At 43.8% G+C, this 17,798-nt stretch carries 18 protein-coding genes; 5 read left to right on the plus strand and 13 right to left on the minus strand.

The features are described from left to right. Positions 1-102 precede the first annotated feature (102 nt). From DP923_RS14810 to DP923_RS14860, 11 genes are all read right to left on the minus strand, one after another. Entirely contained in the window at positions 103-1,344 is a 1,242-nt protein-coding gene (locus tag DP923_RS14810; RefSeq protein WP_112306629.1) for a cysteine desulfurase-like protein, read from the minus strand. A gap of 155 nt (positions 1,345-1,499) precedes the next feature. Next, positions 1,500-1,805 carry a hypothetical protein gene (locus DP923_RS14815; protein ID WP_112306630.1) on the minus strand — a complete coding sequence of 102 codons (306 nt, stop codon included), beginning with the start codon at positions 1,803-1,805 and terminating at the stop codon, positions 1,500-1,502. A 68-nt stretch (positions 1,806-1,873) separates the two neighbouring features. After that, positions 1,874-2,272, minus strand: a complete 399-nt coding sequence (locus DP923_RS14820; protein ID WP_112306631.1) for an NUDIX hydrolase — start codon at positions 2,270-2,272, stop codon at positions 1,874-1,876. Between the two features lie 88 nt (positions 2,273-2,360). Continuing rightward, complete coding sequence (locus tag DP923_RS14825) at positions 2,361-3,692, minus strand: sensor histidine kinase (protein WP_112306632.1); 1,332 nt, start codon at positions 3,690-3,692, stop codon at positions 2,361-2,363. A gap of 1 nt (position 3,693) precedes the next feature. After that, positions 3,694-4,368 carry a response regulator transcription factor gene (locus DP923_RS14830; RefSeq protein WP_112306633.1) on the minus strand — a complete coding sequence of 225 codons (675 nt, stop codon included), beginning with the start codon at positions 4,366-4,368 and terminating at the stop codon, positions 3,694-3,696. Between the two features lie 27 nt (positions 4,369-4,395). Next, the gene (locus DP923_RS14835) at positions 4,396-5,307 is read right to left on the minus strand and encodes a hypothetical protein (protein WP_112306634.1); all 912 of its coding nucleotides are present in this window, start codon (positions 5,305-5,307) and stop codon (positions 4,396-4,398) included. 70 nt (positions 5,308-5,377) lie between these two features. After that, positions 5,378-6,385 (minus strand): hypothetical protein, encoded by a 1,008-nt coding sequence (locus DP923_RS14840; protein ID WP_112306635.1) that lies wholly within the window; start codon positions 6,383-6,385, stop codon positions 5,378-5,380. A gap of 289 nt (positions 6,386-6,674) precedes the next feature. Continuing rightward, entirely contained in the window at positions 6,675-8,945 is a 2,271-nt protein-coding gene (locus DP923_RS14845) for a DUF2357 domain-containing protein (RefSeq protein WP_112306636.1), read from the minus strand. 11 nt (positions 8,946-8,956) lie between these two features. After that, complete coding sequence (locus tag DP923_RS14850; RefSeq protein ID WP_112306637.1) at positions 8,957-10,864, minus strand: McrB family protein; 1,908 nt, start codon at positions 10,862-10,864, stop codon at positions 8,957-8,959. Positions 10,865-10,868: 4 nt separating this feature from the next. Continuing rightward, complete coding sequence (locus DP923_RS14855; RefSeq protein ID WP_112306638.1) at positions 10,869-11,603, minus strand: phospholipase D family protein; 735 nt, start codon at positions 11,601-11,603, stop codon at positions 10,869-10,871. 124 nt (positions 11,604-11,727) lie between these two features. Continuing rightward, positions 11,728-12,285: a 3'-5' exonuclease gene (locus tag DP923_RS14860; protein WP_112306639.1), complete on the minus strand. Its 558-nt coding sequence runs from the start codon at positions 12,283-12,285 to the stop codon at positions 11,728-11,730. A gap of 231 nt (positions 12,286-12,516) precedes the next feature. Here DP923_RS14860 and DP923_RS14865 point away from each other — a divergent pair, with 231 nt between their 5' ends. Genes DP923_RS14865 through DP923_RS14875 form a run of 4 tightly spaced genes read left to right on the plus strand, consistent with a single transcriptional unit; the run spans position 12,517 to position 15,026 of the window. After that, positions 12,517-12,957 carry a hypothetical protein gene (locus DP923_RS14865; protein ID WP_165838209.1) on the plus strand — a complete coding sequence of 147 codons (441 nt, stop codon included), beginning with the start codon at positions 12,517-12,519 and terminating at the stop codon, positions 12,955-12,957. 5 nt (positions 12,958-12,962) lie between these two features. Next, entirely contained in the window at positions 12,963-14,045 is a 1,083-nt protein-coding gene (locus DP923_RS14870; protein ID WP_112306640.1) for a toxic anion resistance protein, read from the plus strand. A gap of 1 nt (position 14,046) precedes the next feature. Beyond that, positions 14,047-14,223: a hypothetical protein gene (locus tag DP923_RS16750; protein ID WP_165838210.1), complete on the plus strand. Its 177-nt coding sequence runs from the start codon at positions 14,047-14,049 to the stop codon at positions 14,221-14,223. Next, positions 14,220-15,026 (plus strand): hypothetical protein, encoded by an 807-nt coding sequence (locus tag DP923_RS14875; protein WP_125047749.1) that lies wholly within the window; start codon positions 14,220-14,222, stop codon positions 15,024-15,026. Before DP923_RS16750 ends, DP923_RS14875 begins: the two co-directional genes overlap by 4 nt. A gap of 20 nt (positions 15,027-15,046) precedes the next feature. On the opposite strand, the gene DP923_RS14880 is transcribed toward DP923_RS14875, so the two are convergent. Beyond that, positions 15,047-15,433 carry a hypothetical protein gene (locus DP923_RS14880; RefSeq protein WP_239021053.1) on the minus strand — a complete coding sequence of 129 codons (387 nt, stop codon included), beginning with the start codon at positions 15,431-15,433 and terminating at the stop codon, positions 15,047-15,049. 170 nt (positions 15,434-15,603) lie between these two features. Here DP923_RS14880 and DP923_RS14885 point away from each other — a divergent pair, with 170 nt between their 5' ends. Then, entirely contained in the window at positions 15,604-16,746 is a 1,143-nt protein-coding gene (locus DP923_RS14885) for an SDR family NAD(P)-dependent oxidoreductase (RefSeq protein ID WP_239021054.1), read from the plus strand. Between the two features lie 99 nt (positions 16,747-16,845). Here DP923_RS14885 and DP923_RS14890 read toward each other — a convergent pair whose 3' ends face one another. Beyond that, positions 16,846-17,421, minus strand: a complete 576-nt coding sequence (locus tag DP923_RS14890) for a heme NO-binding domain-containing protein (RefSeq protein ID WP_112306643.1) — start codon at positions 17,419-17,421, stop codon at positions 16,846-16,848. Between the last annotated feature and the right edge of the window lie 377 nt (positions 17,422-17,798).

Genomic DNA, 17,798 nt, shown 5'->3' on the forward strand with positions numbered 1-17,798 from the left:
AGTATAAAGCAAAAATTTCATCAGAAGAATACCAGAAAGTATACTTGTTTATACTTTTAAAACAGCAGTTATACTTAAAAATCAGGCTGTAACCTGGGGCTGTTAGTTGGTTTTGCGGTTTGCCAAAAATTCTTGTAAAGCTTGCTCGAATTGCTCTACTTCCTGCAGGGTATTGTAAGGTGCCAGCCCAATCCTGACCCAGCCGCCCATCGGGATCACGCCCAGTTTTTCGGCCATGGTAGAGGCGTAAAAGTGGCCGTCAGCGATGCACATATTGTGGTTTTCGGCAAACCAGGTAGTTACGTCGCGGGCATTTGTACCGGCAACGGTAAACGCAAAAGTCGGGGTTTTGGGGTGGCCGGCGGGTGCACGGTAAAGGGTAACGTCAGGTAACTGGCTCAGGAAAGATTCGATTCTGTTGGCCAACTGCAGTTCGTGTGCCTCGATGCGCTGCATGCCGGAGCGGAGTTGCTGCCGGCGGGTTTCGCCTTCGCCCTGTGCGGCTATAAAAGCGATGGCACCAATTAAACCGGCAATGGCTTCGTGATTCTGGGTGCCGGTTTCCAGTTTGTCGGGGATGGTTTGCGGAGCAGGCTGCAGTTTGTAAACCGGCAGCTTTTCGAACAGTGTTTCAGCAATAACAGCAATACCAATGTGCGGCCCGAAGAACTTGTACCCCGAGCAAAGCAACACATCGCAGCCCAGCTTTTTAAAATCGATTGGCAGGTGAGGTACCGCGTGTACGGCATCCAGAATTACAATGGCATTTACTTCTTTTGCGCGCGCAATTATTTTTTCGATGGGCGTAACCGTACCCATCACGTTCGACGACATGCCCACTGCCACCAGTTTGGTTTTTTCGGTGATGAGTTCGTGCAGATTATCCAGGTTTAACGTATAGGTAGCCGGATCAACTTCCAGAAACTTAATGGTAGCGCCTTTGTCGTTGGCCATGGTAACCCAGGGGTCCACGTTGGCGCGGTGGTCGAGTTCGGTAACCACAATTTCGTCTCCGGGTTTTATAAGAGTACCCAGGCTACGGGCAATAGCAAAGGCATGCGAGGTCATGTTCTGGCCGAAAGCAACTTCAGCAGGCGCACAGTTCAGCAGATCGGCTACCGCTTTTCTAGCTTCTTCCAGCAAATTATCTGTTTTTATACTTGTCGGGAAGGCGCCGTGGAGGTTGGCCATGCCGCCGGTAATGTAGGCCACCATCGCATCGAGCGCCTGCTGTGCCATTTGTGTGCCGCCGGGGCCATCAAAGTAAATAAAAGGCTTATTGGTTGCTGTTTCGTGCAGGGCCGGAAAGGCCGCGCGAAGTTTTTGTACCGTAAACTGGCTCATAAAGTATACATTATTTGCTATCTGGTGATGCTCTGAAGTTGAGAAGTCAGAACAAGATAAAGATTTTAGCGATAGGTTGATAAGGCAAAAGTATAAGCTGGAAAAATCAAGCGATTTATACTTTCTGAAATACACCTCGGCAAGTATGAAAATCCTTAGGCGTAATGTATTTCGAGTTCTTCGGTTTGCAGCCCGAACGCGATTCCCTGCCGCAGAATGTTGTAATTCGGATGGTTGGGCGTGGCCAGTTCTTTTTCGATGTCAGAAATGGTGGTTTTTAGCGTGTCGCCGGCAAAAAAGCGGAACCAGACACTTTTATCTGTTTCTTCTTCGTCGTCGGCCACCAGCAGCTGTTCAATGTAGCGGAGCTTTTCGATGAGCTCTTCCAGGCTGATGTGGCTATTGAGGTACTGGCTGAAGGCCTCGTGGGTAATGGGCGTATAAGTGGTTTGTTTGCTCATGTGGAGGAAGTATAAATTGGCTGGCAAGTTAGCAAGTATACATTACAATGGTAAAACTAACTGAGTAGTTAAGAAAGCAGCGCTTTTTTTCTCAGCCAGTCGAATATAAGCTGGTCTACAGCCGAGATCCGTGTTCTATCCTGGTACGTAAGCCACACTATTTCTTCAATTTCGTTGGCAGGGGCCATGGTGCCGGTATAATTTCCTGTATAGCACGTCATGCGTACCAAAGTGCCTTCTGGATGGTTATCTGCCTGCGCCACAAAGATGCCTGCCAGGGTTATACTTTCTTTGATGAGGTTTACACTAAGCTCCTCGCTGATCTCTCTTGACAGTGCTTCGAAATCATTTTCGCCTGCTTCGCGCTTACCACCTGGTATGTAGTATTTGGTTCTGTCTCTGCTGCGTGTACTTAGTATTTTGCCATCCTGTAGTTGGATCCAGGCCAGTTTGTCGATTAGTTGCATGTGTTTGTTTTTTTAGCTTTTAACTGTAAAAGGAAGATAGACATGTGCCGGAGCGGTTTAATTAAGTTGCCTCTCGCTGTGGCGCTGTTTATACTTTAGGTTGAACATAAAATTCCTGCGGAAATAAAAATGAAAAGCTTGTACCCTGATCAGGCCGGGATTGTATGCTTAGTTGTATGTTGTGAAACCGGGCTACCGTTTCGACAATCGGCAGGCCTAACCCATGGCTGACGCCGTCGGGGGCATGCAGCCGCTTAAACCGGCTGAAAATGTGTGGCAGTTGTGTTTCGGGGATGCCTACGCCGGTATCGGTAACAGTTAATTGATAGCCTGCTTCGGTAAAGCTGCCTGTTATGGTCACAGCGCCGCCTGGCCTGTTATACTTTATGGCATTGTTTACCACGTTAAACAGCATGGTAAAGAGAAGCGAGTAATTTGCTGTACAGGTTAAATCTTCGGCTATCGCCAAATCCAGGGTAAGGCGTTTTGCTTCTATGCGCTCTGTTACTTCTTCAGCCACCTCGTGCGCCAGCGCCTCTATACTTACTTTTTCATTGCGCAGGTATTGCTCATTCTCGATACGGGAGATCAGAAGCAGCGCCTGGATGATACTTTTAAGGCGGTGCAGTGTACGCTGGCTTTCCACCATTTTAACAAGCATTTCTTCAGGGAGCGCCGGGTCTGTCAGCAGGTTTTCGAGGCGGGTCTGTAAAATGGTGACCGGTGTTAACAGCTCATGCGACACGTTGCCTATAAATTCTTTTTCCTTCAGGAAAGCTTCCTGCATCTGCATCATCATGCTATTGATGGTGGTATTCAGGTAAACAAAGTCGCTGGTAGAGGTCGAAAGCTCCTCAGGTTTAAAGGTTTCGGGATGGCTTATTTGCTGCAGCCGCCGGATAATAAGGGTAAGCGGGTGCAGAAGCACTTTTATAAAAGCCAAGTCTATAAAGACAGTGATCAGGACAATGGCCACCAGAAAATAGGACGCGTAGCGTTGCATGGTGTCGCTGGTTTCGCGGATAGTGGCCAGGCTGCGGCCAATTTCCAGCAGATAGGTACCGCCTTCCACTGCAAATGCCAGGCTCAGAACCCTGTACTCCAACGTATCGCCTTCCACTTTGCGGTAGCTGTTATCAATCCTGTTATCAATCTGCGAAGCGTCAATGGGCTCCAGCGATATAAATTCTTCTTTCAGGAGGTTGTAGCTGCCATACATATCTGTCTCAGTGTTTATAAAATACTGGATTCCCTTTTCCTGGATAATGTCAAAAACCTGCTCCTTTTTCTCGAGCAGCCGCTTATCTGTATTATGCAGGGCAACGCGATTGATAAGGGCAGGGAGCAAGAAAATCAGAAGCAGTAAGGTTATGATCTTGGAAACCGCACTGAAAAGTGTAAGCTTGGATTGCAGCTTCATGTTATACAGTTAACCTGTAACCTACGCCCCGTACAGTTTCCAGCCAATCGTTGGGTATAAACGGAGCCAGTTTTTTACGCAGGTTTTTAATATGAACATCAATGTAATTGGAGTCATAGTCATCCTCCAGGATGTTTCCCCAGATATGCTCGGTTAACTGCAGGCGCGTCAGGATCCGGTTTTTATGCAATAGGAGGTAGTGCAGCAAATCAAACTCTTTTTTTGTAAGTTGTATTTCTGTCTGTTCGAAATTTACGCGCCTGCCGTTACTATCCAGTTCCAGGCCATGCAGTGTCAGCAAAGACGAACTGATATTGAATTTACGGCGCACAATGGCCTGCATGCGCATCTGCAGTTCCAGAAGCGAAAACGGCTTCGGAAGATAATCGTCGGCCCCGAGCCTTAACCCCTCTATCCGGTCTTCCACGGCCCCACGCGCAGTAAGTATGATAATGCCCGGCTGTTGTTCCAGTTGCATGGCTTCTCTTAACAGGTCGAGGCCGTTGTAATCTGGCAGCCCGAGGTCAAGCAGTATAAAGTCATAACGGTTAACTGCGATTTTTTCTGAGGCTTCTTTCCCAGTATAAGCCGTATCGCAGCAATAATGCTCTTTCGTTAAAAAGTGCACCAGTTCAGAAGCCAGGCTTTTTTCATCTTCTACAATCAGTATATGCATGGGTATAAGCTTTAGATAATAAAGGTATTAAAAAGTATAGCTGATGTTAAACGAATAGAATGATTGTGCTTCCGAATTATCGCCCTCTATCTTGTTTACCGGAATCGAATAGCGGTAAGCTGGTTCCAGTTCAAAGTTTCCCCAGTACATGACTACCGGTAATTTTAATTCATAATTAAGGACCTTGAACTTGCTGACAACCTCGGTGGTAGTGGTGGTGGTGCTACCGGAACCGGGAGGAGCAAGTACTCCGGGAAGTAATTTTCCTTTGCCGGGCTTGCCGCCGGTTGAGCCGCCGCCTGTAGTGGTGGTATGGGTTTCGTAGAAGCGTTGCGTACCTGCTGTTACCGATACTTTGGGGTCCAGCCCGATCACGTGCTTTCCGTTCCAGAGCGGGTTAAGCGGAATAAACCTGGAGTTTTCCAGTACAGTAAAAATATCGTGGCTTTCGCCGAATATATAACTGGTTGTGAATCCGGTGTAAAGTATACCCCAATCCAGGGCAGCTTTGGCAGAGGTGGCATTAGACGTTGCTGCTTTTACCAGCGGCGTATTTTCCCCGAAGATAAAGCGGGAATAGCTCAGGTTTACTTCAACCAGGTCGCTGATTTTAGTAGCGTACCCTACCGAGAGGTCTGTTTCGTCTACATAACCCGCTGTATCGAACAGCTTATAGGAAGTAACAGATGCCCAAAGGCCTGTACGGTGTAGATAGGTTAGCGAAGCCGCCGCATACGGAAAGCGCACAGCTGTGTTCCGGCCAAAGAAAGAAGAGTTGTTAGCTACTTCGGCTCCAACAGTCCACCAGCCTTTTTTTACTTTTGTAGTATCTGTGCTTACAATTGCATCAATGGGTAGTAACGATGGCGCGGCAAACGACAGGGCAGGAGCTACGAGTAACCCTATTAATCCGATAAGGTGTTTTTTTGACAGCTTCATAGGCAAAAAGCCGGCAGCCTGTGCGCTAACGCCAGGCTGCCGAACTGAGTTTAGGGTGAGTGGGGTTAGATTAGTTACCTACTTTGATCTTGGTACCTACTTTTACAGCGCCGCCCACTTGTACAGGGCGTGCAGAAGCACCGTTGGTTATGGTTTTAACAGACTTACCGACACCATTCACTGTGCCTTTTGCATTTGTGCGCGCACCTGAAGTAGTTGCCTGAACAGCACCTGCAGCACGATTGGCGCCGGCAGAACGCGATGCACCACCTTTCAGGATGTTGCTTCTTACCTTCACGTTAGCTTCCGCATTTCCATCCGTAGTTATATCGGCAGGCTTGTTGCTTCTGCGCTTGGAAGTAGCTACTTCTTTCACTTCCTGGCCCTGCGTGCTTTGAGCTACCACTGTTACAGCAACTCCGTGTGTTTCTGCAGCTTTTACCTGGCCTTTAACTTCTGTATCAACCTGTTGTTTTGCTTTAACAGCAGTCTGGTTTCCGGCTTGTACGTCTGCATTTGCATCGGTAACTAATGATGCTTCTGTTTCGCGTGTTGCAGCAACGGCGGCTTTGCTGTTGTTCTTAGCTTCTTTTGTTTCTGCCTTCAGTGCAGCCTTTGTTTTACGGGCCGATTCGTTTGCTGCTTTATGGCTTGTTTCCAGTGTTTCGCCAGCAGTAGTAGTTACCTCCGCAGTTGCTTTGTGCGCAGCTTCTGCTACTGCCCGTCCATGGTTTTCTGCTACGGTCACAGCTGTTTGTTGCTGGTGCGCTACTTCGGCCACTGCCTGGCCATGGTTATCTTTCGGAGCCTTGTCTTTTGTATTGTTTCGTTTCGGGGCTTTCTCTTTTGATTTCGCTGCCTCAGCTGTGGCTTTTCCGTTTGCGTTAGCTTCGGTGGCAGTTAAGTGGGTTTCGGAAGTATGGGAAGCGCTGGCAGCGACTTCTACTTTTCCTCCCTTTTTATTTTGGTCAGCAGCAAGTGCAGCTGCATTTTTAGTATTTATACTTGTAGTAGTTGATTGTGCGAACGTAGCTGATATCGTGAAAATAGCTGCTGCTAAAAAGGTTAATTTTTTCATCTTATTGGAGGGTTTGGTTAGTTTATAGGTCAAAACTATATAGTCAAGATGAAGACAAAATGAAGAAGTGCTTTTTTTGAAATATTTTTTCAGAATTTTTTTGTGCACGGCTTAAATGGGGGGTAGCTGCGCTTTAAAGGGGATTTTCAGAGTAAATTCCTTTTGTGAGTGATGTTATACTTTAGTAGCACATACTATCAAAGCATGGGCATCTGTACGAGTTCTTATATTGTATTACAAATCCCGGTAGCCGCCCTTAAAAACTTCGTTAACATGCCAGGTAGTGAATTTATACTTTAGCCTTCATCAGCTCTACCAGAGATACTGCAAAAGGTAAAGCTGAGCCTCTTCCTTTACTATACTTAGATAATTTTTTTATATCCCATCTTGCGCCATCAAAATCATCAGGATTAACTTTTTCAATTTCATAAATAAGGTAATATGGCTGAGAAGGATTAGGGTAGTGAATTTTGCTCATTGCTTCTTTTGAATAAACACGTGGGCCCTTACCGGTTATCCGCCATATTTCCCTAGTAACAAGTTGTCCTTTTGTATGTAGTAGTAAATAGCTGGCACCTGCTTCGGCAGGACCTAAATGTATGGAACCCCGGCCACTGTCTATCCTTGCATTGTAAAGTTTGTTTTTTATTATCCAATTTAAGTGTTGACTATCTTTGTAGTAGCCCACAAGTATGTCAATATCGCTTGCAGGAGGTTTCCTGTCTGAGCCAAACTTCTCAGGTATGGCCTCCATCAGTACATCGCTGCTATTGTCTTTATGAATGTCATACTTTCTGTAAGACATACGCTCGTGTTGTGAAGCCCTGTTAACTAATTGGTTTATTACTTCAGTAACAAATGCTTTAAGTTCAGCAATTCCATTGTTATTTTTGGAAGGCCTCACCGGAAAAGCTCCAAGACCTGGAATCAACTCGTGAAAGCCTGATTTTTGTAATAACTCTGTTCCAGGATAAAGAATATAAGCGCCTCCGGTTCTTCTGATTGCATCTCTATAAGCATGCATTTTAAGAAGATCTTCTCTCTTGTAGTTGCCTTTTTTATTTTCTTCTTTTTCCTCGTCGAGGTTGTCTTCTTCGTTGCCTATAATATCAATTAAATTTGAGATTTTATATTTAGCATCGAAGTGTATGTGTGTTATTAACTCTTGGTCCTCAGCTTCTTTTGCAGATATCCCATCCGGCCAAATACTAAGCGTGTAATCTGGTCGCATATCCTTCGTCCAGCTTCCACCGGAAGGATAAACCTTATTACCTGTGAAAGTACGGTTAAAGCTAAAGACAACCCGTAGCTTTCGGTTCCCTGTATCATAGATACCCTGAAATGGTATGTACTTTCCGGATTTAAGTTTGAGACCAAGCCCGTCAGAGGTAGGTTTTATAAGTTTATCTAAAGTGGAAGGTTCGAATTTAAAAATCTCTTTAAACACATCAAGAAGAGTGAAGAAAAGCCAATATTCATATAAAGTTGCCACATCCCGTTTGCCGGCATCATAAACATCATCACCACCCTTCCATATAAGTTTTGCTGCAAGATCGAACATTAGCCAGGCCCGGAGGACTTCCCGATAGCCCTCCTTACGCTGAAGTACAGGGCTATTTAAATTCAGGGAGACAGGAGGAGAAACATCCTTGAAAACAGAATGACTTAAAAAGTTTTCGAGAACTTCTTCAAGCTGAAGAGCTTCATGAAAAGCACGGCTTTCGGTAGAAAGGCAAGACCTGATATCGGCACAGAACTGAGAAAAAGTTGTAAGAGCATGTTTGATGAATCTGTTTTCAGGTGTATCAACAGTTTCATGCTTACTACTGACTTTTAATCTTGTAGGGATAGAAGAAAGCTTGCTATGTAAAGGATGACTGACAGGAACCTTGATTCGGTTCGAACCAGAAGTAAGTTGCCGGATTATACTGTTATTCATCCGTCTGGTCCTTCTGATGTCTTTTTCGTCTTCTATTTCAGTCCATTTTGTTACCGGAAAAGAAACTATCCGATGTACGGCTTCCTTAAAATCAGACGATTCGATTAATGACTTTACAAAAGCAAACCTTTGGTATAGTGTCTGTGGATCTTTATTAAAATCTATTGTGAAATTTTGTGTTACAGGCGAGGTATGTTGCATCAACAGGTCAGTACACTTCTCTGTAATGTCTTCCAGCATGAAACGATAATCCTGGCGGTAAGAAGTTTTAATAGATCGTACTTCTACAGGAATAATGCCCAGTTTCTGTAAAGTCAGTTTATCAAGAACCTCTAACTTTAAAGTGCCTACATAAATGTTAGGGGTTATCCGCCCTGCGGATTCATTTACTTTTGATAAACTTACAACTTTAGGTATTTCTCTGATTTTATAGTTGCCTGAGATAGCATATTCGTAACTATAACCCTCCAACAATTGTAGCGCAGCTTCGCCATGCTCAGATGCTTCAGACTCACATAATAATTGTAAACAATTTTCGTTATCAGACTCAGCGAAAACTGTAAATAAAACAGTACCCCCATCTGTTAAAGTTACTTCTTTGGTGATTACAGTATTAGCCATACAGCCTGAAATTAAGCTTCAGCGAAACTTGTAAATCCATCCTGTACCACAGCTTTATACATGCGTAATATTTTCTCCAAAGCAAGAGGGTATTTTTCTCCGGAGAGGTCTTTTATGCCAGTTGCTTCTGAATCTTTAAGAAAAAGGTTTATGTCTCCGCTTTTTATAAGACAAAGGCTTGCTAAAGCTTTCAAGCTGGGTTCAATTTTTCTTCTGGACCCATGAATTTTAGGTAACAACTTCTGCATAATGGCAGCGTCCACTATCTGATTTACAGACCAGCCTGCTTCAAGAGAATGTATAATTTCAGAGAATCTCTTTATTTCTGAGGCTGTTCTGTAACCAAATTCGGCTCCTACTTTCTTAAGCTCACCAAAGAAAGTAAGGAGTGCTTCATTCAGGGCTTCTGCATCAGGAAATTTATTAGCTTCAGATTTTGCTTTGCCTACAAGATCTGAAGCCATACCAGCGCCCCTGGTTTTTAGCGAATTTAAATCTAGTTTTATGGAGTTACTAAAATATGTTTTCATCTCATTCTCAGTAACCCTGAACTCGATAGCATTTGCTCTGTCCAGAACTTTAGGGCTAAACATATAAGTAGTTTCATCTATGTTTACAGTGCCAATAATAAAGACATTGGGAGATAAGTATAAACGGGACGGAACATCTTTTATATCTTCTTCAGCATGAAGCGGAATAGGTTGATGGGATTCCATGGCACTGAGGAAATCGGCAAAGTAGCGTTCCACATGGCTTAAATTCATTTCGTCCAGAATCAGGAAATATGGCTTATTTGCATTTTCTTCTCTGTTGGCCTCTATTAAAAGTTTAACGGCTCCGTTTTCCGGTAAAGCATATTTAGTTGGGTCCAATGCATTTGGATACCCTAACAAAGGTTCCCGGTTGGTCCAGTCAGCTCCAACTGATACGATACAGATCTGACTTTCTTCAGCAGATATCCAGTATGAAAACGCCTGTGCAAGCTTCGTTTTTCCCGAACCAGCCAGGCCTGTAAGTATAACAAACGGCTTAGTGCAAAGGGAAGCTACAAAACGGATTAAGAGATCATTTTGTAAGTTAAGGCCTGCTGCTTTAGTGTCTTCTATAAATGCTTTATAATTAAATAATTCCATCCTTCTTTCTAAGTCACCTTCCTTAATACTCGAGGTTGAATTATTAGTATTAAACTCGAGAGGCAGTTGATTATACTTTTTAATAACTTCTGATAAGTCAGCATTAATAGTTTCAGTATTCAACCCAAAGGAATCAGAATTTTTGTCTAAGAAATAATAAGAATGCACAAAAGAGCTCCCATACCTAGCGGGGGTAAAATTAAATTCCTCAGAAAAGAGATTTTTGATAGATCTAACTGAAGAATCTAGGTTCCATGAATGAATTGATACTTGTGTTTCACTTACTCCGTAAGCAAGCACAAGTATGTCTAAATCCTTATAGTATAAATAAACAGGATAAATCCCATTTGAAACAGATTGATCATTTCTTAAAAATGCTATCCAAGGTATACGTGCTACATTACCCTTGCCAAAGCTTACTTCAACTTTTAAATTCTGATAGTCCCCTCTGAAAGATTTAGTTTTTAGCTCATTTGACTGCGCTTGTTTTAAAAAAGAAATTAATCTTTCGAAAAAGGATTTTTCTTTAGGAACTATTTTAAATCCTAGTCTTTCTAATAATCTAAAACAATCTGTATTTAACCCTCCTTCAAATGTCCTTCTATCTAACGCTGTATTATTAGCAAAAATATTTGCATATGATACAAGGAGCTTCGGCGGAAATCTCTTACCCTCAAAATCTACATCATAAGTTGAAGAATGTGTGTTAGATGGAATTCCTTCAGCTCTAATTTTTTCAATGGCTTTAAGGATATGGTCTTTTTGAATATTATTAGGAATTACCATGCTACTATATATTGCTTTTCATAGCTTCCTGAGCTTTATTCCAGTTTTTTCTAAGAACTGGCCGCCTAACACTTGTGTCACCATTAGAAGATTCACCTGAGAAATGACAAAAACGTTCTTTATAATCTACATCTCCAAATTGACTCCATGTTTGAAATGCTTCATAAGTCAAAGGACGTTCAGGATTCAACGGTATAGGTTTACCAGTTCTTATACAGTAACCAGTAAGTTTCTGCATTTTCTGCTCAAATCTCGGTTTGGTTACTTCAGAAAATGTTTGTCTTTCTTTTGGAGCCTTCTCAATTGATACAATGATTTCATCACTAATTCTTATTAGTCTTTTTACCTCTTCATAAATATCTTTATACAAATCAGGATCTGAATCCTTCTCTACATAAATGCCCATTTCATTATTATTTATTTGAGAAAACTCATATAAATTCATTGATGTAATAATAGCTTCTCTTTCGTTGAGATAGCACTTAGCATGCAGGTCTTTACAAAAGCTAGAACGAATACTTGACATTGATTTCAGCCAATTATTTTCTTCAGGTTGAAGCTCATTTTTTCCATATATAACTCTTATATCAATTTTCAATCTATTCTTATCTTCAAGAGATTGCTTTATTCTCTCGTTTATTTTAAGATATGGGCTTATTAAAACTAATTTTTCATTAGCCTTATTTATTAATTGTTGTAGATGGTAAGAAACACCAGTAGTGTCAAGAAATTTGGCCATTATGTGCTTTGTGAAAATTTGGCTGTAATAATTAAAAAAAAGTATAAATCAGGTATATATACTTGTGCTAATGTAAGGATATAAAAAATGTATTAAAAGTATACACTTAATTCTAAATCACACATTACTTTAACACACTAATCCCACACCCCATCTTGCCAGCAAACTCCATTTCCGAAGTTGTGCCGGTCAGTTCCATGGCTTTTAACGATAACCGGGCGCAGGCATCGGCATCGGAGGCGGCGCGGTGGTGCAGGAAGTTAATGCGGTGCAGATTGCAGAGCGTTTTCAAATCATACTTGTGCATGCCTTTCCAGATTGTTTTAGAGAATTTCAGGCTGCAAGCGTAGCGGGCTTCAGGTAAGGGAATGTTGTAGGTGGCCAGCGTTTTACGCAACACACTCATATCAAAGCTGGCATTGTGCGCGATCAGGAACTGGCCTTCCAGGTAGGGCTTTAGTTGCGGCCACAACTCCCGGAAATCAGGTTGGTTTTTAACATCGTTTGGCGTAATGCCATGCACCGCCACATTAAAAGAATTAAAGTGCGGATAATACAGCGGCTTTATCAGCCACGAGCGCGTTTCTATGATCTTCTTGTTGCGGACAACGGTCAGGCCAATTTCGCAGGGGCTGTCGCGTTGCGGAGTAGCGGTTTCAAAATCTAAGCTGATAAAATTCATCGCCAAAGATAACAAAACCGCATGCAGCTACTGTTACGCTTTCTTCAGAAAACATCCGGAAAAAATCATTTCTTTTCAGTAAATTAAAAGTAAATTTAGTGCAATGCTTTAAAGCAAAGTATAGGGTATCGCTATACCAGGTATGGCGCCGTAGTCGTTTCGACTTTGAGGCAGTAATACGCGTATAGGAAAGTATACCCCAATTTGTTAGATCAAAAGACCTGAACATATATGTTGATTTTCTGGATTTTCGTGATAGGCGCCCTGCTCGGATACCTGTTCGGCTACTTTATTAAACCAAACCTAACGCTGCGTAATGCCATAAAAGAGGCAAGAGACAAAGGCATGTTAGCCCTGCAGGAACACAACAAAGGCGTGTACAAAACCATCGTAACGGACCATAACCAGTCTTCGGAGTTGGTAGTGGAAGTAAAGGAACTGGCTGTAACATCGGGCGGGCAGGTGAAGGTAGAATTTGTGAGCGCATGCTATAAAAACCCCGAGTTCAGGACGAAGAAAGGAGAGGCCCTGCTGCGCGAAGTGCGCGAGCTGCTCGGAGAATATTTGCCCCAGAACGAGATAGAATGGTATGAGAACAAGGAACGTGAAAACACCATCCGCCAGCACCTGACTTCCCTGGATAACCTGCACAAAACGCATTTTGGAAACTAAGCACTATGGAAAATACGAATATCACCGTCACCGAGAACAAAGAGCAGCTCCAGAAAAGGGCAGAGGAAATTTCTAAAACCATCGACCCGTCCAAGCCCGAAACGCTGACAAACTTTGGCGTGGAAACGCAACAGAAACTGGGTTATTATTCCAACGAGCTGCTTTCCAAAGTCAAAGCTAAAGATTCCGGCGATGCAGGCACGGCCATAAACGAACTGCTGGCCCAGATCAACATGATAAAAGTAGACGAGGATGAAAAACGGGGCATTTTGTCGCGGATCCCGTTTATGAGCAAGATAAAAGATCGCTCCAAGAAACTGGCCAGCCAGTATAATTCTATTTCGAGCAACGTGGATGATGTGGTGGTGAAGCTGGAGAAAACACGCCAGAGCATTCTGAAAGATTCGACCAGCCTGGAAGTGATGTTTAAGCAGGCCGTAGAATACATACACGAAGTGCGCGCTGTAATTGCTGCCGGCAGGTTAAAGATCGAAGAACTGGAAAATACCGCTATTCCGGCGTTGCAGGCAGAAGTAGAAGAAAGCGGTCAGGATGAACTGGTGGTGCAGCGCCTCAGCGACCTGGTAGCGTTTAAAGACCGCCTCGAAAAGAAAGTACATGATTTAACACTGTCGCATACCATTGCCACGCAGTCGATGCCGCAGATACGCATGATCCAGACCACCAACGATGTGCTGGCTCAGAAAATACAAAACTCTATTGTAACCGTAATTCCGGTATGGCGCCAGCAGGTAGCCATCGCGCTGGGCCTCGAAAAGCAACGCAAAGCCCTCGAGATCCAGAAAAAAGTAACAGACACTACCAACGAAATGCTGCTTAAAAACTCTCAGATGCTGAAAACTAATGTAGTGAGTGCGGCAAAGGAAAACGAGCGAGGCATTGTGGATGTGGATACGCTTAAAAAAGTAAACCGGGACATGGTGGAAACGTTAGATGCGGTACTAAAAATATCAGAAGAAGGAAGTAAGAAGCGTGCCGAAGCAGTAAAAGAGCTGGCCCAGGTGCAGGAAGAACTAAGCAATAAAGTAATCGGCTCCTTCGGTAAATCAAAGAAGATAGAGGCGTAGCATGACCGGCAAAAAAGAGCAACAAATACCACAAGGCAGTATACTTAACCCGGAACAGGAGGCTTTACTCGACCTCTACATCCGGCACCTGGATACCTATTTTGAAAGTATAAAAACAGCCGAAAAAATACAGGTCGAGATAGAAACCCAGCATCTTAAAAAGATCCTGACCAAATGATGGGATTTCTGCGTGGTATTTTCGCGGCGAAGCGGGAGGCAGGTACCCGGACGGTTGCCGGTGCACCCGTCACGTTAAACGTGCAGGATGCTGTATATAGTCAGAACTCGCTGCAACGGCTCGCTGCTTTAAAAGAACTATACTTTAAGTATAAAACCACACCGCACGCCAACAAGATAAACGCTGTTTACGAAAAAACGCAGCACCTGCATACCTACCTGTTAAGCCGGGCAAAGGCCCATGAGCTCGAACTTTTCCATCTGCAGCATACCGATAATTTCCTGAATACGTTTAGTGTGATCATCGATATGCACCGGCAACATGGCAAGCATAGGGTGGCCAGGCCTGCTCTAAACCGGCCTCCTGAACCTGACCCTTTCCGGAAAGGTACCAAAGAAGCTAAAGAAGCGCTGCAGCAGAACATGGAAATGAGCCGAACCGTGCTTGCCGATGCCATTGCCGCCAAGCTCGAAGTGCCCCGGTTAGGTGTCATGCAGGTATCGATCAACACGTATTGCAAGCTCATTTATTTGCAGGAAAGTATGGCCGGGTCCGTTATTTCGCATGAGATTGGCTATACTTCGTCTCCGGAAGAAAAAGAGGAATTCGCAACGTATGTTTCCGTCAGGCTTGGCCTGGAGGAAGTAGCCTATGTTGGCAATGCACTTGTCTCGTTCCCGGATAGCAATGGCCATCAGCTTCCTGAGCTGGCGCCGGTTATCCAGGTGAAAGGCTGTTCCTACATTTTCAGCATCGAGAAATTTCACCTGTTCCCGGTCCGGACTTACGCCAAAAACCGCTGATCCAAAGTATAAAGTATAGGTTATAAGTTACGACGGGCACGTTGCTTTTTTTCATTGGCAAGGTAATCTGTTAGCAGAAAGTTAGCGAACGCTATTCCGAAAAAGGAAATAAAATAACGGCGGCCATTACGTTGTTTCATTGCGCCGGTTACTAACGGAAGTACCAGCAAAGCAGGTACCAAAGGCATTTCCAGTTCGCCGTGTATACGCAGCGGCACCACTTTTTTTATACTTAACGGGTGGTCTGTAAACGCATTGAGCAGACCCTGCATACCGGCAAAAGTATAGCATAATGTTTTAGCTGATCCCTTCAGATTAAACAAGCCAGGCGCAAGAGCCTGTAGTATTACAAAGCCATAATCAATAGCGCCGTGAGCGGTAGGTCCGATTGGATTATACTTCATCATTCTGGAAAGCTGCCTGGTACACTCCAAAAAACGAACCTGTATAGAAAGGGTTGGTGCCTGGTATATTTATTTGCCGGAGGGCGGGCAAGCCACAACTTTATACTGCCGTCTTTCGTGAAAAGTAAGCTGCCTGCAATCCGGCTGTCATTCCATCTGATAACTAATAAGCTATGAAACACTTACCACAATTTTATCTGGTCCGTTATATTGCTGCGCGTTGTGAAAAAGGTTTTACAAGACCAAACCAAAGTATAACTCCGGCAATGTACCTGAACAAAAGTATAAAAACTGCTTCTCAATTAGGGGTTCTGCTGCTGCTGTTCTGTTTAAGCAGTTGTGCCACCTGGGAGCTGGGAGCATCAGGGCAGCGCCAAACAAAAGGAAAAACCTTTGTGATTGTGGGCGCGTCCAGCGGTTTTGGCAGAGGCGTAGCAGAGCAATTGGGTGCTTACGGAGCCAACGTAGTACTGGCCGCCCGCCGCACAGAGCTGTTAGAGGAAGTAGCACAAAACGTGCGTGCTGCAGGCGGAAAAGCGCTTGTAGTAACCATGGATATCAGCAAGCCGGAAGATGTACAACGCCTGGCAGACGCAGCGCTTCAGCAATTTGGTGAGATACATGTATGGATTAACATGGCAGGCGTAGGTGCAATAGGGCGGTTCTGGGATATACCTGTTGAGGACCAGGCGCGTATTGTGGATATTAACCTGAAAGGATTTGTTTATGGCAGCCATGTGGCTATCCGCCAGTTTAGGTCACAGGGCTATGGTACGCTTATAAATGTTGGCTCTATCGAAAGTGAAAACCCGCTCGCCTACCATGCCACTTATGCAGCCACCAAAGGCGGCGTTGTAAACCTGGGGCAGGCCCTTAACCAGGAACTCAGACTGAGTGGTAACAGAAACATACGTGTAGTAACTGTGGAGCCCTGGGCAACCGATACCCCTTTCTGGGGGCACGCAGCTAACTATAGCGGTGGTACGGCGCGCATGGCTGCCATGGACCCGCCACACAAAGTAGTAAATGCTACGATCCGGGCTTCTTTGCGCCGCAGAAACGAGCTGCCAGTGGGCTGGAAAGCAAGAGGTGCCTACATTTCTCACAGGCTCTTCCCGCGATTTACGGAAAGACTGTCGGCTAACATTATTCATAAAGCACAAATAAAGAATGCACCGCCCGCGCCATCAACAACAGGAGCAGTTTACAAGCCGATGTCGTCTGGCAGAGGCGTAGACGATAACGTAAAGCAGCGCATGAAAGCAGAAAACAAACTACGGAAACAAAAAAAGCAGCAGGAAGCGAGCTATAAATAAAGGAAAGTATAAACCTATTAAAAAAAGCCTGGCTAGTAGTGTAGCCAGGCTTTTTTACTGTAGTATACTAAAGTGTTGGCAGGTTGTTTAACAGCGATGCTATGGATGGCTGAATTCTACTTTGATCTGCACGCGTTCGGCATTAAGGTCTGTGGTTGGCAGTACATTTATTCTGTCTTGTTCCTGGAAATACCGGGCCAGGCCTTTTACAATGCCAATCGCAAAACCCGCCATCCGCCGCTTAGAGTGGTAATCTATTATGATCAGGTTTCGGCCAACTTTAGTAACGTGCAGCGGCGGCGGGTTTGATAGGCTGTTCTCTTTTTTAATACCACCGTGCATGTGTGTGCTTATGTATTGCAGCATGTCATAGGTTTTCCAGTTAGGGTCAATAAATTTCTTAAAAACCAGCAACAGGTCCGGCACTAAAAACTCACCAAACTTTTCCTGGAACTCAGGGTTTGAGACACCTGTAATGGCAGCTCCCTCCGAAATAATATCGAACAGTTCTGCTACCGGGTATACCTCATTCATCTGATAGGTTTCGTGTAACCGGTTAATCCCTTTGCGCTCTAAAATTTTGATCCAGGTACTGTAATCATATTCGTTTTCCATAAACCGTTTCAGGAAAATGAAAATAGACCCATGCATATTATCTGAAAAGGCAGAATGCATATATTATAATATTAAATTTTTTATACTATTGAGTGCAACAGGTTAAGATTTGAAATTAAATAAAATTGGTTTAAACCCAACTATATTTGGTTAAATGTTTTTCAGGGCGGTTTTCTCAGGATTGTAGTTGCGTAGCTCTCAAGTGTATTAAAAGTGATTATATTGTACTTATAAAGGATATTCGTTTTTGTAATTTGCTGAATTACTATGTTTTTCAGCATTATATCCATCCGGAAGCTAATGCAAACTATCTATACTTGCCCTTAATCAACATGCTTACTTGCATTCTAAACAAGTTTACAGACGATGCTATCTTGATATTGCACTTAATTAACATATGTAGACTTTATCATCATTTTAATAAAATATTAATTATT

It is taken from the genome of Pontibacter arcticus, assembly GCF_003284895.1.
GTDB classification, from domain to species: domain Bacteria; phylum Bacteroidota; class Bacteroidia; order Cytophagales; family Hymenobacteraceae; genus Pontibacter; species Pontibacter arcticus.

What these genes read in the sequence shown, in the direction of transcription:
- DP923_RS14865 (WP_165838209.1), top strand. Translation starts at nt 12,517, where the DNA reads ATGTTGATTTTCTGGATTTTCGTGATAGGCGCCCTGCTCGGATACCTG.
- DP923_RS14815 (WP_112306630.1), bottom strand. Translation starts at nt 1,805, where the DNA reads ATGAGCAAACAAACCACTTATACGCCCATTACCCACGAGGCCTTCAGC.
- DP923_RS14835 (WP_112306634.1), bottom strand. Translation starts at nt 5,307, where the DNA reads ATGAAGCTGTCAAAAAAACACCTTATCGGATTAATAGGGTTACTCGTA.
- DP923_RS14820 (WP_112306631.1), bottom strand. Translation starts at nt 2,272, where the DNA reads ATGCAACTAATCGACAAACTGGCCTGGATCCAACTACAGGATGGCAAA.
- DP923_RS16750 (WP_165838210.1), top strand. Translation starts at nt 14,047, where the DNA reads ATGACCGGCAAAAAAGAGCAACAAATACCACAAGGCAGTATACTTAAC.
- DP923_RS14840 (WP_112306635.1), bottom strand. Translation starts at nt 6,385, where the DNA reads ATGAAAAAATTAACCTTTTTAGCAGCAGCTATTTTCACGATATCAGCT.
- DP923_RS14850 (WP_112306637.1), bottom strand. Translation starts at nt 10,864, where the DNA reads ATGGTAATTCCTAATAATATTCAAAAAGACCATATCCTTAAAGCCATT.
- DP923_RS14880 (WP_239021053.1), bottom strand. Translation starts at nt 15,433, where the DNA reads ATGATGAAGTATAATCCAATCGGACCTACCGCTCACGGCGCTATTGAT.
- DP923_RS14825 (WP_112306632.1), bottom strand. Translation starts at nt 3,692, where the DNA reads ATGAAGCTGCAATCCAAGCTTACACTTTTCAGTGCGGTTTCCAAGATC.
- DP923_RS14810 (WP_112306629.1), bottom strand. Translation starts at nt 1,344, where the DNA reads ATGAGCCAGTTTACGGTACAAAAACTTCGCGCGGCCTTTCCGGCCCTG.
- DP923_RS14860 (WP_112306639.1), bottom strand. Translation starts at nt 12,285, where the DNA reads ATGAATTTTATCAGCTTAGATTTTGAAACCGCTACTCCGCAACGCGAC.
- DP923_RS14890 (WP_112306643.1), bottom strand. Translation starts at nt 17,421, where the DNA reads ATGCATTCTGCCTTTTCAGATAATATGCATGGGTCTATTTTCATTTTC.
- DP923_RS14870 (WP_112306640.1), top strand. Translation starts at nt 12,963, where the DNA reads ATGGAAAATACGAATATCACCGTCACCGAGAACAAAGAGCAGCTCCAG.
- DP923_RS14855 (WP_112306638.1), bottom strand. Translation starts at nt 11,603, where the DNA reads ATGGCCAAATTTCTTGACACTACTGGTGTTTCTTACCATCTACAACAA.
- DP923_RS14830 (WP_112306633.1), bottom strand. Translation starts at nt 4,368, where the DNA reads ATGCATATACTGATTGTAGAAGATGAAAAAAGCCTGGCTTCTGAACTG.
- DP923_RS14845 (WP_112306636.1), bottom strand. Translation starts at nt 8,945, where the DNA reads ATGGCTAATACTGTAATCACCAAAGAAGTAACTTTAACAGATGGGGGT.
- DP923_RS14875 (WP_125047749.1), top strand. Translation starts at nt 14,220, where the DNA reads ATGATGGGATTTCTGCGTGGTATTTTCGCGGCGAAGCGGGAGGCAGGT.
- DP923_RS14885 (WP_239021054.1), top strand. Translation starts at nt 15,604, where the DNA reads ATGAAACACTTACCACAATTTTATCTGGTCCGTTATATTGCTGCGCGT.